This window comes from Cellulosimicrobium marinum (assembly GCF_020551945.1).
GTDB lineage: Bacteria > Actinomycetota > Actinomycetes > Actinomycetales > Cellulomonadaceae > Cellulosimicrobium > Cellulosimicrobium marinum.
Genome location: NZ_JAJBZH010000002.1, coordinates 307,921 through 321,617 on the forward strand (window position 1 = coordinate 307,921; position 13,697 = coordinate 321,617).

Consider the following 13,697-nt stretch of genomic DNA (forward strand, 5'->3'; position numbering starts at 1 on the left):
CATGACGCGGCTCCTGGTCCTCGGTGGCTCCGACTTCGTGGGGCGCGCGGTCGTCGACGACGCCCTCGCGCGCGGCTGGGACGTCACCGTCCTCAACCGTGGCACCACGCCCGTGCCCGACGCCGCGCGGCAGCTCCTCGGCGACCGCACCCGCGCGGACGGCCTGGACGCGCTGCGCGGCGGCGACGTCGCGGACGAGGAGTGGGACGTCGTCGTCGACACGTGGTCCTGGGCCCCGGCCGCGGTGCGGGACGCCGCGCGCCTGCTCGCGGGGCGGCTCGCGGCCGACGGCCGGTACGTGGACGTGTCGTCCCGCTCCGTGTACACCTTCCCGACCCCGCGCGGCGCCGACGAGTCCGCCCCGACGGTCGACGCCGACCCCGACGAGGCCACCGCCGAGGACTACGCGCGGGCGAAGCGCGGGGCGGAGCTCGCGGTCCTCGACGCGCTCGCGGACCGCGCGCTGCTGCTGCGCCCCGGGCTGATCCTGGGCCCGCGCGAGAACGTCGGCCGGCTGCCGTGGTGGCTGCGACGCATCGCCCGCGGCGGGCCGGTGCTCGCGCCGGGCCCCGCCGCGCTGCCCCTGCAGCTCGTCGACGCGCGCGACCTCGCCGCGTTCGCGCTCGACGCCGCGCTCGCGGGCGCGTCCGGGGCGGTCGACGTCGTCTCCACGCCCGGTCACGCGACGATGCGCGACGTGCTCGCGGCGTGCGTCGCCGTGACCGCCGACGACGCGGCCTCCGCGGGGCCCCGCCGGCGGAGCTCGTGTGGGTCGAGCCGGAGGTCGTCGAGGCGGCCGGGATCCAGCCGTGGACGCAGGTCCCGCTGTGGCTGCCGCCCGGGGAGCTGCACGACGCGCTCCACGGGTCGGACGTGTCGCGCGCGTTCTCGCTCGGCCTCCGCACGCGCGATGTCCGCGAGACCGTCCACGACACGTGGGCGTGGCTCCGCTCGCTCGACGCCGCGAGCGCGGCCACCCCGCAGCGGCCGGACCGTCCCGGCGTCGGCATCCCGCCGGACCTCGAGGAGCAGGCGCTGCGCGCGGTGCGCCGCGCCGCGGACACGCCACCGGCGCGACGGCGCCCGGGCTTCACGACCTGAGGCGACCCTCGGCGAGAACGATGCTGCTCGCCGTCGAGCACGACGTTGCTGCCGGAAAGCGTCCGAGAACGACAGCAACCTCGTTCTCGGCGCGGGCCCGATGCGGTCCGCTCAGCCCTCGGCCAGCAGCTCGCGCACCCGCGGGACCACCTGCGTGCCGTAGAGCTCGATGCTGCGCATCATCACGTCGTGCGGCAGCGTGCCCGACGAGTACTTGAGGTCGAACCGGCCCGCGCCCAGCAGGCGCACGGTCGCCGCGATCTTGCGCGCCACCGTCTCCGGGGACCCCACGTAGAGGGACCCGTCCCGGATGTCGTGCGCGAACCGGCCCCGGTGGTAGGCGGGCCACCCGCGCTCGCGCCCGATGCGGTTGTTCATCGCGGCGAAGTGCTCGTACACCTCGGCCTGCGCCTGCTCGTCGGTGTCGGCGACGTGCCCGGGGGAGTGGACGCCGACGGGCAGCGCGGGCGTCCCGAGCTCGGCGACGGCGCGGTGGTAGAGGTCGACGTAGGGGCGGAAGCGCTCGGGCTCCCCGCCGATGATGGCGAGCATGAGGCCGAGGCCGTGGCGCGCGGTCCGCACGACGGACTCCGGCGACCCGCCCACGCCGACCCAGGTGCGCAGCCGCCCGCTCTCCGTCCGGGGGTAGACGTCTTGTTCCACCAGGCCCGCGCGCGTCGTGCCGGACCACGTCACCGGGCCCTCGTCGAGCAGGCGCACGAACAGGTCGAGCTTCTCCTCGAACAGCACCTCGTAGTCCGCGAGGTCGTACCCGAACAGCGGGAACGACTCGATGAACGACCCCCGCCCGAGGATCACCTCGGCCCTCCCGTCGGACAGCGCGTCGAGGGTCGAGAACCGCTCGAACACGCGCACGGGGTCGTCGGAGCTCAGCACGGTCACGGCGGACCCGAGCCGGATGCGCGACGTGCGGGTCGCGATCCCGGCGAGCACGACCTCGGGCGCGCTGATCGCGAAGTCCTCGCGGTGGTGCTCGCCGACGCCGAAGAAGTCGACGCCCACCTCGTCCGCGAGCACGGCCTCCGCGACGACGTCCCGGACGGTGCGTGCGGCGGTGACGGGTGAGCCGTCGGGACCGGCGGTGACGTCGCCGAAGGTGTCGAGACCGAGCTCCACGTGCTCCGGGGAGGGGCGCTCGGCCGGGGCGGTGCTCACGGTCAGGCCGTCGCCCGGCTCGTCTCGCCCCGCAGCTCGTCGATGTGCGCGCGCAGGCGCTCCAGCGCGACGGCGACGCCCTCGCCCGCGTCGTGGGCGAGACCCGTGACGTACCGGAGCTGGGCGGCGGCGGCGTCGAGGGCGACCTGCGCGTCGGCGAGGGCGATCCCGGCACGGCCGTCGGCGGCGGCGTCGGCGTCCCGTGCGCGGGCGAGCGCGGCGCGGGCCTCGTCGGTCGCGGCCTGCACGGACTCGGTCGCGTCGAGCACGTCGTTGCGCAGCGCGGGGGAGAGGACGGGGAGCTGGGAGGTGACGCGCTCGAGGTCGTCGCCGATCGTCTCGGTCTGGACCTGCGCGTCGGCGATGAGGTCCTCGACGTCCGCGGCGGTGGCGGACGGGCCGAGGGGGAGCATCATGCCGAGGGCGAGGAGGCTGGCTGCGGCGAAGCGCGCGCCTCCGCGGCCGCGCGGCGCGGGGGCCGGGGTGCTCGTCCTCGCTGACATGGTCACGATTCTGACGGGCCTTCCTGGGAAGCACCAGGGAATCCACGGGCGAAGTGTGGAGATCTCGCACACACCCGCTGGCCCCAGCACTCCTCCGGGAGGCGTCACGCCCGGGCGAGGCGGCGCCGTCGGGCCCGCGAGAGGGCCGTCGTGACGAGCCCGTGCCGGGGGCCGAACAGGTACGCCAGCGCGAACACGACCCCGAGCGTCACGACGACCGTGCCGCCCGACGCCGTGTCGAGCCAGTAGCTCGCGAGGATCCCGACGACGCCGCTCAGCGTGGCGACGAGCGGCGAGATCCACAGCATGCGGGAGAAGCGGTCGGTGAGCAGGTACGCGGTCGCGCCGGGCGTGATGAGCAGTGCGACGACGAGCACCACGCCCACGGCCTGCAGCGCGACGACGACCGTGAGCGCGAGGAGGCCGAGGAGGAGGGCCCCGAGGCGGCGCGGCGAGAGGCCGACGGCGTGCGCGTGCACGGGGTCGAACGCGTAGAGCGTGAGGTCGCGACGCTTGAGCACGACGACCCCGAGCGTCACGGCGCCGAGCACGAGCACCTGGAGCAGGTCGGCGCGCGACACCCCGAGGAGGTTGCCGAAGAGGATGTGGTTGAGGTCGACCTGGCTCGGCGTGACGGAGATGAGCACGAGGCCGAGCGCGAACAGCGTGGTGAACACGACGCCGATCGCGGCGTCCTCCTTGACCCGGCTCGTGTCGCGCACGGCACCGATGAGCAGCACGGCGAGCAGCCCGAACAGCAGCGCGCCGAGCGCGAACGGCGCGCCCACGACGTACGCGAGCACGACGCCCGGCAGCACGGCGTGCGAGACGGCGTCGCCCATGAGCGACCAGCCGACCAGCACGAGCCAGCACGACAGCACGCCGCACACGACCCCCGCGGTGACGGTCACGGCGAGCGCCGTCCGGACGAACTCGAACGACAGCGGCTCGGCGAGCAGGTCCCACGCGGTCACGGCGCGACCTCCAGGCCGAACGCGAGCGCGAGGTTCTCCGGGCGCAGCACCTCGTCCGGCGTCGAGTGGAGCAGGACGCGCTGCTGGAGCAGGACGGCCTCGTCGGCGAGCGCGGGGAGGGCGTGCAGGTCGTGGGTGGAGACGAGGACGGTCGCGCCGCCCGCCGCGAGCTCGCGCAGAAGCGCGGTGATCGTCGCCTCGGAGCGCTTGTCGACGCCCGCGAACGGCTCGTCGAGCAGGAGGATCGTCGCGCCCTGCGCGAGCCCGCGCGCGACGAACGCGCGCTTGCGCTGCCCGCCCGACAGCGCGCCGATCTGCCGCCCCGCGAGGTCGGTGAGGTCGACGCGCTCGAGCGCGTGGTCGACGGCCTCGCGGTCGGCCGGCCGGGTGCGGCGCGTGAAGCCCTGGAAGCCGTAGCGGCCCGTCATGACGACGTCGCGCACGCTGAGCGGGAACGCCCAGTCGACGTGCTCGCTCTGCGGCACGTACCCCACGGCCTGGGCGCGCCGGGCGCGCGCGGGCAGGGCGCCGTCGACCAGGACGGTGCCGTGGTCGGGGCGGACCATGCCCATGACCACCTTGAACAGGGTCGACTTGCCGGACCCGTTCATCCCGACCAGCCCGCACACCGTCCCCGGCCCGTCCGCGCTCCCCAGCGCGAGGGTCGCGCGGTCGAGCGCGCGCACGTCGCCGTAGTGGACGGTGACGTCCCGCACGTCGATCGCGGGCGTGCCCGACGGCGCCCGGTCGCCCGCGCTCATTCGCCGCCTCCCGCGGGGGTACCCGTGAGCCCCGCGACGATCGTGTCGGCGTCGTGGCGCAGCAGGTCGAGGTAGGTCGGCACGGGCCCGTCGGGCTCGGACAGGGAGTCGACGTACAGGACGCCGCCGAACCGCGCTCCCGTGGCCTCGACGACGCGCTGCATCGGCGCGTCGGAGACGGTGGACTCGCAGAACACGGCGGGGACGTCGTCGGCCTCCACGGCCTCGATGGTCCCGGCGACCTGCTGCGGCGTCGCCTGCTGCTCGGCGTTGACGGGCCACAGGTAGTGCTCGGTGAGGCCGACGTCCCGTGCGAGGTAGGAGAACGCGCCCTCGCACGTGACGAGCGCGCGGTGCTCGGCGGGGAGGGTGTCGAGCGCGGCGGTGAGCTCGTCGTGCACGGCGCCGATCTCGGCGGCGTACTCCTCGGCGGCGGTGCGGTAGTCGTCGGCGTGCTCCGGGTCGAGGTCGGCGAACGCCTCGGCCATGGTGCGCGCGTAGAGCTGGCCGTTGACGGGCGACATCCACGCGTGCGGGTTCGCGGTGCCGCGGTACTCCTCGGCCGTGTCGTCGCCCAACGGGATGGTCTCGACGCCCTCGCTCACGACGACGTGCGGCGCGTCCACGTCGCCGAGGAAGCGGTCGAACCACGCCTCCAGCCCGAGGCCGTTGTCGAGGACCAGGTCGGCGTCCGCGGCGCGCCGCAGGTCGCCCGGCGTGGGCTCGTAGCCGTGGATCTCCGCGCCGACCTTGGTGATCGACTCGACGCGCAGGTGGTCGCCCGCGACGTTCTCGGCCATGTCCGCGAGGACGGTGAAGGTCGTGAGGACGACGGGCCGGTCGTCGCTCCCGGCGGCCGCCGAGCCGCTCTCCGTCCCGGCCGAGCACGCGGCGAGCGCGAGCGTCGTGGCGAGCGCCGCACCACTGGTCAGGGGTGCCCGGAGAGAAAAGTTCGGCATACCGAAGAATCTAGCGCGGGTCACCTTCATGTCCAAGCGGAAGGCCCCGATCCGTTGAGGTAGTACTCCAGTACTCCCTCGGCAGACCGGGGTACTGCCTCGCCGGTCAGGCGGGCGGGGCGTGCACGACGGCGACGGGTCCCGAGGCGTGGTGCAGCACGTCCTGGCTGACCGAGCCGAGCAGCATGCCCCGGACGTCGCCGCGGCCCCGCGACCCGACGACGGTGAGCGTCGCGCCCTTGCCCGCGTCGTGCAGCGCCACCCCCGGCCGGCAGTCGACGAGCAGCGTCTCGACGTCGACCGCGTCGTGCTCCGCCGTGCGGACCCGGGCGAGCGCGGCCTCGACCGTCCGCGCGGCCTCGTCGTGCGCCGCACGCTCCGCCGCCGCGTACGACGGCGGGTCGTCCCACGCCGCGGTCGGCACCCGCCACGCGCTCACCGCGACGACGCGGCCCCCGGTCGTCGCGGCCTCGCCGAGCGCGAAGCGCAGCGCGGCGTCCGCGTGCTCCGACCCGTCGACGCCCACGACGACGTCCGCGCTCCGGGGCTCGCGCGGCGCGTCCGGCGGCACGACCACGACGGGGACGGGGCTGCGGGCGGCGAGCCGCGTCGAGACGGACCCGAAGAACGCGGACGCGACAGAGCCCAGCCCGCGCGTGCCCACGACCACGAGGTCGGCGGCCTTCGCGGCGTCGAGCAGGACCTCCGACGGCGCCCCGGACCGCAGCGCGGTCCGCACCGGGACCGAGCGGTCGAGCCGGGCGGCGCGGTCCACGGCCGCCTCGAGCACGGGCTCGCCGTACGCGGCCACGTCCTCCACGGTCGGGTAGTACGCGCCGCCCATGAACGGCGACGTCACCACCGGCACGTTCACGACGTGCACGATCCACAGCAGCGCCCCGCGCCGGGACGCCTCGTGCACGGCCAGGTCCAGCGCGCGGCCGCTCGTCGTGCTGCCGTCCACGCCGACCATCACCACCGGCCCCTCGCCGGTGCGGTCCTCCCTGCTCATCGTCCTCACCTCGCCCTCGTCGCGGGGCCCTGCCGCGGGCGCGGTGCCCGTGCGGCCCCGTCCCCTCCTGGATACCGCTCGCGGGCAGGTGTCCTCGACGGGCGGCGGGCCACGAGCGGCGGGACCTTGGTCACCGATCCGCGCCGTGCCGCCGTCCCGCGGGGGTCGGGCGCCGCACGACGCGCTAGGTTGGCGGCATGGGCACTCCCCACCCGATCCGCGTGTTCCTGCTCGACGACCACGAGGTGGTCCGGCGCGGCGTCGCCGCGCTCCTGGAGGCCGCCGGCGACATCACCGTCGTCGGCGAGGCCGGCACGGCCGCCTCCGCGCTCGCCCGCATCCGGGCGACCCGACCCGACGTCGCGATCCTCGACGTGCGCCTCCCCGACGGCTCCGGCGTCGAGGTGTGCCGCGAGGTGCGGTCGGAGCTGCCGGAGATCGGCTGCCTCATGCTCACGTCGTTCGCGGACGACGAGGCGCTGTTCCAGGCGGTGCTCGCGGGCGCCTCGGGGTACGTGCTCAAGCAGATCCACGGGTCCGACCTCGTCGGCGCGGTCCGCACCGTCGCCGCCGGAGGGTCCCTCCTCGACCCGTCGAGCACCGCGCGCGTCCTCGAGCGGCTGCGCCACGCCGCCGACGAGACCCCGGACCGGCTCGAAGGGCTCTCCCAGCAGGAGCGCCAGATCGTCGCGCTCATCGGGGAAGGGCTGACGAACCGTGAGATCGGCCAGCGCCTCTACCTCGCCGAGAAGACGGTGAAGAACTACGTCTCGCACGTGCTCGCCACGCTCGGCCTCCAGCGGCGCACCCAGGTCGCGGTCCTCGCGACCGAGATGCGCCAGGAGGAGGCCGGGCGGGACCGCACCACGGGCGGGACCGCCGGTGGGCAGCCGCGTCCCTGACGCCCCCGGCCCCGGGGGCGGGCCCGGCGACCACGCGTCGTCGGGACCTTCGGCACTCCCGGACCCGACGGCGCGGCGCGACGATGGCGACATGGAGACGACGGCGCGGGTGGCCACCCGGGAGGCGGGGCTCGTGGAGCTCGCGCCCGAGGAGAGCTACGCCCTCCTCGCGACCGTGCCCGTGGGCCGCATCGTCTACACCGACCACGCCCTGCCCGCGATCCAGCCGGTGAACTTCGTGCTCGACGGGCCCGACGTCGTGTTCCGCACCGGCGAGGGGTCGAAGCTCGCCGTCGCGGCGAGCCGTGCCGTCGTCGCGTTCGAGGCCGACTCGTTCGACGCGCAGGCACGCAGCGGCTGGTCCGTCGTGCTCGTGGGCCGCACGTACGAGGTCACCGACCCGGCCGAGCGCGCACGCCTGCTCGACCTCCCGCTCGTCACCTTCGTGCCCGGCGAGCGCGACCGCGTCATCAAGGTCGTCCCGCGCATCGTCACCGGACGGCGCATCGAGCGCCCCTGACGCCCCTACCCGAGGGGCGCCCACCACTCGAGGCGGGTGCCGGCGTCGGGCAGCGCGGTGACGGTGCAACCCCCGCCGAGCGACGACGCGCGGGCGGCCATGTTGCGCAGGCCGGAGCGTCGGCCGCCCGCGCGGATGCCGACGCCGTCGTCGGTCACGGTGAGGCGGGCCTCGTGGGCGGTGACGCGCAGGTGGACGTGGACGGCGTGCGCGCCCGCGTGGCGGGCGACGTTGGTGAGGGACTCGCCGAGCACGACGACGAGCTGGTCGGCGATCTCGGCCGGGAGGCTGGGCGCGCCCTCGGTGACGCCGGCGCCCGACCGTTCGCCGACCACCTCGACGTCCACGTCCGGGGCGAAGCCGAGGACCGTCGTGGCAGCGGCGGCCTGGGCGCGCAGGCGGTCCTCGATGGACGGCGCGTCGGGGTCGGCGGCCGTGTGCAGGGCGAAGATGGTGGACCGGATCTGCCGGATGGTCTCGTCGAGGTCGGACACCGTCTCCTCGATGCGGGACCGCACCGCGGGCTCGACGACGAGCGGCTGCACGCTCATGAGGGACATCGCGGACGCGAAGAGGCGCTGGATGACGACGTCGTGCAGGTCGCGGGCGATGCGGTCCCGGTCCTCCAGGACGCCGACCTGCTTCGCCCGCCCGTACAGGCGGGCGTTCTCGATCGCGACGCCCGCCGCCGCGGCGAGCGCGACGACGGCGGCCTCGTCCTCGTCGTCGAAGGGCGCGCCGTCGGCGGTGTCGGTGAGGTAGAGGTTGCCGAACACGGTGTCGCGCACCCGGACGGGCACGCCGAGGAACGTGTGCATGGGCGGGTGGCCCTCGGGGAACCCGGCCGAGCGCACGTCGTCGGCGATCTCGGGGACGCGGATGGGTTCCGGGTGGTCGATGAGCTCGCCGAGCAGGCCCTCGCCGTGCGGCCAGTGGTCGATCGCGGCGACCTCGTCGTCCGTGAGGCCGAGGGGCAGGAACTGCGTGAGCCGTTCCCGCCCGCTGGGGTCCAGCACGCCGAGGGCGCCGTACCGGGCCCCGGTGAGGTCCATCGCGGCCGCCACGATGCGGCGCAGCACCACCTCGAGGTCGAGGTCGCTCGTCACCGCCACCACGGCGTCCAGGACGCGCTGCCCGACGTCGGGGCGCGGGCCGGTCTGTGCGTTCATCACCCGCAGTCTCTCACCGGGCGGCCGTGGGCAGACGTCAGGGCGGGGCGTGCGGGTGGTCTCCCCACCACCCGCACGCCCCGCCACCGGGGGCCGGCTCTCGCGGCGACGGCCTCAGATCGTCCCGCGGTCCTGGCTCGCGCCCCCGGACCCGCCGCTCGACGGGGCGGGCGGTCCGGCGTCAGACGAGCCAGCGGTTGCTGCGCACCACCGGCAGGCGCTTCCACGCCGTCCCGAGGCCGAGCACGTCACCGGCTCCGATCATCGCGAGGGCGACGAGCGTCAGCGCCATGGTCAGGTGGTCGTCGAGGACCGGGTTCGTCTCCAGGGGCAGCGACGCCAGGTACATGAAGAGCAGGAGGAGCGTGCCGCTGACGGCCGCCACCCGCATGCCGATGCCGAGGATCAGCGCGAGGCCGATGCCGAGCAGGCCGACCATGAACAGCCAGTCGGCCCAGGCGGCGCCCGCCATGCCGTTGAAGAAGCCGGCGAAGGGCCCTTCGACGCCCGACAGGTAGCCCGTGGTGGGGCTGCCGCCGTTCACCCAGGCGCGCTCCGCGGGGGTCGCGAAGCCCAGCCCGAACGTCTTGTCGAGGAAGGCCCAGAGGAAGTAGAAGCCGAGCGCGATGCGCAGCACGCCGAGCACCACCTGCGTCGGGCGGCCGGCCCGTGCGGCGAGCCCGAGGCTCTAGGTGCCCTCGCCCTGGACGGTGGGCACCGTGTTCTTCGCGCGCCCCTCGATGGTGGTCATGATCGTCCCCTCTCGTCGACCGGGGCCTTCGCGCCCCGGCGCCTTGTGACTCCAGGGAACCCGTGTGAAGGGGGTGTGTGCGTCGGGCGAAGGTCGTGGGGCGGGGGGACCTAGGTCATCCGGCGGAGCCGAGCTCGCCGCGCAGGTCGTCGACCTGGGTGCGCAGGTCGTCCAGCGCTTCTCGGGCCGCCGCGTCGGCGCCGCTGAGCGACGACGTCACCGACTCGAGGTCCTCCGAGGCCTGGGCGAGGGCCTCCTCGGCGTCGGCGAGACGCTGCTCGGCCTCCGCCCGGGCCTCGCCCGTCGCGTTCGCCGCGTCCTCGGCGGCCGTCCTCGCCTCGTCGGCGGCCTCCTGCGCCGCGGCGGCGGCGTCCTCGGCCGCGGTGCGCGCGTCGCCCGACAACGAGCCGAGCTCGTCGCCCAGCGAGCGCACGTCGTCCCCGATCGACTCGGCCTGCGAGCGCGCGTCGTCGAGGAACTGCTCGAGCCCGTCCCCGGAGAGGGTGAACTCCGGCACGGACGCGGAACCGTCCTCGCCGCACCCTGCGAGGGCGAGAGCACCCGTCGTCGCGACGACGGCGGCGAGCACCCGAGACGTTGACCTGCGGTGACGCTGCGATGAACTCATGGCGCCATTCTGCGCCCCCGAGATGAGAACCCCGTGAGAGCGCGACGGCGGCGGTGTACGGTAGGCGGACGAGGCACCGCGACCGTCCGACACAACCGCGGCGCCGGGCGCGATGACGCGCGTCCCCGGTGACGTCTGTGCTCGGCTGGTCCATGGGCCGGCACGCTCGAGCACGCACCGGGGAGACACGTGAGCACGGACACGCACAGCGAGGACGCGGACGACCGCGCGCCGTCCCGCGCAGCGCGCGTGGTCTCGCACGTCCTGATCTCCTCCGCGCTCGCCATCAGCCTCGCGGCGGCGCTCGTGGGCAGCACCGAGTCCCGCCCGGGCGACTCCTTCTTCGCGACGCCCACGACGCGCGCGACGGCGGCGGAGCCCGTCTCCGCCGAGCTGAGCCCGCTCGACGAGCAGCGTCGGCTCGACGGCGCGATCGAGATCCTCGCGACCGCGAACGCGCTCGAGTCCGGCGCCGTGAGCCCGTCCATCGAGCAGACCCGCTCCGAGCTGGGCGTGCTGGTCGCGACGTATCTCGCGCAGCAGGACGCCGCGCGCCGGGTCCCCGTCCAGCTCGTCCCCGAGGAGGACGTCGAGCTCGACGACACCCTCGACGAGGCCGAGGTCCCGCAGCTCCCCGACGTCCCCGACCCGTTCGCGCCGCCGGACCTCCGGCCCGAGGGGTCGCAGGACGAGCCGCAGCGGGAGGGGCCGCGCGACCCCGTCGAGGACAGCGGTGTCGTGCCGGACGACGTCGAGCAGGTCACGCTCGCCTCCGCCCGTCCCGCAGCCGCGACCCCGGAGCCCTCGTCGACCCCGACCCCCACCCCGACGCCGTCGGGGACGATGCCCAGCGCGCCGCGGGCGGTCACCGGCGACGACGCCGACGAGCCGACCGGCGGGACGACCGCCCCGCCCGCCGTCACGCCGGGGACCTCGGGCGACCGGGTGCTCCCCGAGGACGACGTGCCGGCGCCCGACGGCATCGCGCCGGGCGAGCTCGGCAGCGCACCCGGGGAGCCGCAGACGCCCGACGACGACGGGGCGCGCGACGCTTCCGCGCCGGGCACCGAGGCCGGCGTCGGCGGCGAGGTGACCCTCGACGACGTCGTCGTCGTCGCGACCCGGCTCGCGGACCTCCTCGACATGTCGACGGCGTTCCCGTCCGTCGGCGTGGGCGTCGTCCCCGCCGACGGGGTCGAGCCCGCGCCGGGGACGACCCTCGCCGAGCGTCTCGCCCAGGTGGTCGAGAAGTACGCCGACTCGACCGCGGACTACGAGAACGGCCGGATCCCCGCGGACGTGCTGTGCGACCTCTCCTTCGCCCCGGGGCAGTCGCTGCGGTGCGACGCGGCGGAGCAGCTCGAGGCGCTGGCGGCGGAGTTCGAGAAGGAGTTCGGGCACGCACTGCCCATCACGGACTCCTACCGCAGCTACGAGGACCAGGTGCGGCTCAAGGCCATGAAGCCGTACCTCGCGGCCGTGCCGGGCACCTCGCAGCACGGGTGGGGCCTCGCGATCGACGTGGGTGGCAGCGTCCCGTCGGGGCGGTCCGCGGAGTACGTGTGGATGCGCCTGCACGCGCCCGACTACGGGTGGGACAACCCGGCGTGGGCGCGCCCCGGCGGCGTGAAGCCGGAGCCGTGGCACTTCGAGTTCTTCGGCGCGGGCGAGATGCCGACGCGCTACACCCCCGCGGAGGACCTGACGCCGGGCACCACCACGCCGAACCCGAACCCGACGCCGAAGCCCACGCCCAAGCCCACCCCGACGGACCCGCCGACCAAGCCGACGGACCCGCCGACGAAGCCGACGGACCCGCCGACGAAGCCGACCGATCCGCCGACGAAGCCGACGGACCCGCCGACGAAGCCGACCGATCCGCCGACCAAGCCGACCGATCCGCCGACGAAGCCGACGGACCCGCCGACCGATCCCACGGACCCGACAGACCCGCCGACGGACCCGACGGACCCGACGGACCCGCCGACCGATCCCACGGACCCGCCCACGGACCCGACGGACCCGCCCACGGACGAGCCGACCGAGGAGCCCACGGCGAAGCCGACCTCGACGCCGACCGAGACGGCCGCCGAGAAGACCATGCCCACGGACGACGCGACGTCGGGCACCACGCCCGGGGAGTGACACGACCTGTCAGCGCTCCACCGGTCCCCGGACCCGTGGGGCGCTGACAACCTTGGAGGTCGGGGCGTGGTGCGGCCTAGGGTCGACGCCATGACCGATCCCGAGCAGCCCGACGCGCCCGGCCCGGCCTCGCGCGCGGCCGACCCGGCACGCTTCCTCACCGACGGCCGTCTGGTCACGAGCCCGCGGCGGCTGCGGGACCGGCAGCTCGTCACGCGCTGGCTCGCCGCGCGCGTGCTGCCGCTCGAGGAGCCGGTCACCGAGCTCACCCTCACCCGGCGGATCGGCGAGCTCGCGGCCGACCCGGCGGCGCAGCGGCGCGCGATGGTCGACGACGGGCTGGTGCACCGCACGCGCGACGGGTCCGCGTACTGGCGCACCGTCGTCACGGAGTTCGACGACGTGTGAGCTCTCCGGCGGCCCGAGGGCCGGGCCCGGTCGCCCGAGCGCGGTTAGGGTCGGGGGCATGAGCAGCAGCGAGCGTGCCGTGGCGGCGCTGGAGGCGTCGGGCATCGGCTTCACCCTCACGCGGCACGGCCGGGTCTCGTCCCTGGAGGAGGCCGCGGCCGCACGGGGTGTCGACCCGGCGCAGGTGCTCAAGACGATCGTGGTGCGCCGCGCGGAGGACGACTACCTGTTCGTGCTCGTCCCCGGCGACCGGCAGATCTCCTGGCCGCGCCTGCGCGCCCTCCTCGGGGTGTCGCGCCTGTCCATGCCGGACAAGGAGGTCGCGCGCGACGTCACGGGGTACGAGAGGGGCACGATCACGCCGTTCGGCGCGACGCACGCGTGGCCCGTGGTGGCGGACGAGAGAGTGGTCGCGGGGGCCGGGGCGGGACCGGTGTCGATCGGTGCGGGGGCGCACGGCGTCGCGGCGACGGTCGACGGCGCGGACCTCGTCCGGGTGCTCGACGCCCGGGTCGCGGACGTGACCGACCCGCTGTAGCGGTCCGCGCGGTCGGTCGGCGTGAGAGGTTCGTGGAGGTGACCGTCCGCACACCCGGAGCGGTGGTGCGGTGGTCGTGGGAGGTGCACACTCGTCGTGCTCCGGTCGTGGTCGTCCGGCGCGGTCGCCGGCGGCGTGCGACGCCCCGCC

General features: G+C 75.4%; 15 protein-coding genes. 6 read left to right on the forward strand and 9 right to left on the reverse strand.

What is annotated here, in order from left to right; translation table 11 throughout:
* Position 1: 1 nt before the first annotated feature.
* Positions 2 to 1,264: an NAD-dependent epimerase/dehydratase family protein gene (locus tag LGQ04_RS05240; protein ID WP_229242648.1), complete on the forward strand. Its 1,263-nt coding sequence runs from the start codon at positions 2 to 4 to the stop codon at positions 1,262 to 1,264.
* Here the strand turns inward: LGQ04_RS05240 and LGQ04_RS05245 are convergent.
* The 6 genes from LGQ04_RS05245 to LGQ04_RS05270 all read right to left on the reverse strand — a co-directional run bounded on the left by LGQ04_RS05245 (position 1,213) and on the right by LGQ04_RS05270 (position 6,486).
* The gene (locus LGQ04_RS05245) at positions 1,213 to 2,277 is read right to left on the reverse strand and encodes an LLM class flavin-dependent oxidoreductase (protein ID WP_229242649.1); all 1,065 of its coding nucleotides are present in this window, start codon (positions 2,275 to 2,277) and stop codon (positions 1,213 to 1,215) included. The two genes, LGQ04_RS05240 and LGQ04_RS05245, sit on opposite strands and share 52 nt — an antisense overlap.
* Before the next feature lie 2 nt (positions 2,278 to 2,279).
* The gene (locus LGQ04_RS05250; RefSeq protein WP_229242650.1) at positions 2,280 to 2,780 is read right to left on the reverse strand and encodes a hypothetical protein; all 501 of its coding nucleotides are present in this window, start codon (positions 2,778 to 2,780) and stop codon (positions 2,280 to 2,282) included.
* A 104-nt stretch (positions 2,781 to 2,884) separates the two neighbouring features.
* Positions 2,885 to 3,754, reverse strand: coding sequence for a metal ABC transporter permease (locus LGQ04_RS05255; RefSeq protein WP_229242651.1), 870 nt, complete (start codon positions 3,752 to 3,754; stop codon positions 2,885 to 2,887).
* Positions 3,751 to 4,515 (reverse strand): metal ABC transporter ATP-binding protein, encoded by a 765-nt coding sequence (locus tag LGQ04_RS05260; protein WP_229242652.1) that lies wholly within the window; start codon positions 4,513 to 4,515, stop codon positions 3,751 to 3,753. The genes LGQ04_RS05255 and LGQ04_RS05260 overlap by 4 nt, the downstream gene beginning before the upstream one ends.
* Complete coding sequence (locus tag LGQ04_RS05265; protein ID WP_229242653.1) at positions 4,512 to 5,474, reverse strand: metal ABC transporter substrate-binding protein; 963 nt, start codon at positions 5,472 to 5,474, stop codon at positions 4,512 to 4,514. The genes LGQ04_RS05260 and LGQ04_RS05265 overlap by 4 nt, the downstream gene beginning before the upstream one ends.
* 106 nt (positions 5,475 to 5,580) lie before the next feature.
* A complete protein-coding gene (locus LGQ04_RS05270; RefSeq protein WP_229242654.1) occupies positions 5,581 to 6,486 on the reverse strand; it encodes a universal stress protein in 906 nt (301 codons plus the stop codon).
* Between the two features lie 197 nt (positions 6,487 to 6,683).
* Here LGQ04_RS05270 and LGQ04_RS05275 point away from each other — a divergent pair, with 197 nt between their 5' ends.
* Positions 6,684 to 7,388 carry a response regulator gene (locus LGQ04_RS05275; protein ID WP_229242655.1) on the forward strand — a complete coding sequence of 235 codons (705 nt, stop codon included), beginning with the start codon at positions 6,684 to 6,686 and terminating at the stop codon, positions 7,386 to 7,388.
* 91 nt (positions 7,389 to 7,479) lie between these two features.
* Positions 7,480 to 7,908 (forward strand): pyridoxamine 5'-phosphate oxidase family protein, encoded by a 429-nt coding sequence (locus LGQ04_RS05280; RefSeq protein ID WP_229242656.1) that lies wholly within the window; start codon positions 7,480 to 7,482, stop codon positions 7,906 to 7,908.
* A 5-nt stretch (positions 7,909 to 7,913) separates the two neighbouring features.
* Here LGQ04_RS05280 and LGQ04_RS05285 read toward each other — a convergent pair whose 3' ends face one another.
* The 3 genes from LGQ04_RS05285 to LGQ04_RS05295 all read right to left on the reverse strand — a co-directional run bounded on the left by LGQ04_RS05285 (position 7,914) and on the right by LGQ04_RS05295 (position 10,456).
* Entirely contained in the window at positions 7,914 to 9,077 is a 1,164-nt protein-coding gene (locus LGQ04_RS05285) for a GAF domain-containing sensor histidine kinase (protein ID WP_229242657.1), read from the reverse strand.
* Positions 9,078 to 9,258: 181 nt separating this feature from the next.
* Entirely contained in the window at positions 9,259 to 9,714 is a 456-nt protein-coding gene (locus tag LGQ04_RS05290) for a hypothetical protein (RefSeq protein ID WP_229242658.1), read from the reverse strand.
* 229 nt (positions 9,715 to 9,943) lie between these two features.
* Complete coding sequence (locus LGQ04_RS05295; protein ID WP_229242659.1) at positions 9,944 to 10,456, reverse strand: hypothetical protein; 513 nt, start codon at positions 10,454 to 10,456, stop codon at positions 9,944 to 9,946.
* Between the two features lie 189 nt (positions 10,457 to 10,645).
* On the opposite strand from LGQ04_RS05295, the gene LGQ04_RS17670 reads away from it, so the two are divergent.
* The 3 genes from LGQ04_RS17670 (at position 10,646) to LGQ04_RS05310 (ending at position 13,547) form a co-directional block, all read left to right on the forward strand.
* Positions 10,646 to 12,601: a M15 family metallopeptidase gene (locus LGQ04_RS17670; RefSeq protein WP_229242660.1), complete on the forward strand. Its 1,956-nt coding sequence runs from the start codon at positions 10,646 to 10,648 to the stop codon at positions 12,599 to 12,601.
* A gap of 90 nt (positions 12,602 to 12,691) precedes the next feature.
* Positions 12,692 to 13,009: a DUF2087 domain-containing protein gene (locus LGQ04_RS05305; RefSeq protein ID WP_229242661.1), complete on the forward strand. Its 318-nt coding sequence runs from the start codon at positions 12,692 to 12,694 to the stop codon at positions 13,007 to 13,009.
* Positions 13,010 to 13,067: 58 nt separating this feature from the next.
* Positions 13,068 to 13,547 carry an aminoacyl-tRNA deacylase gene (locus LGQ04_RS05310; RefSeq protein WP_229242662.1) on the forward strand — a complete coding sequence of 160 codons (480 nt, stop codon included), beginning with the start codon at positions 13,068 to 13,070 and terminating at the stop codon, positions 13,545 to 13,547.
* The last annotated feature ends 150 nt before the right edge of the window (positions 13,548 to 13,697 follow it).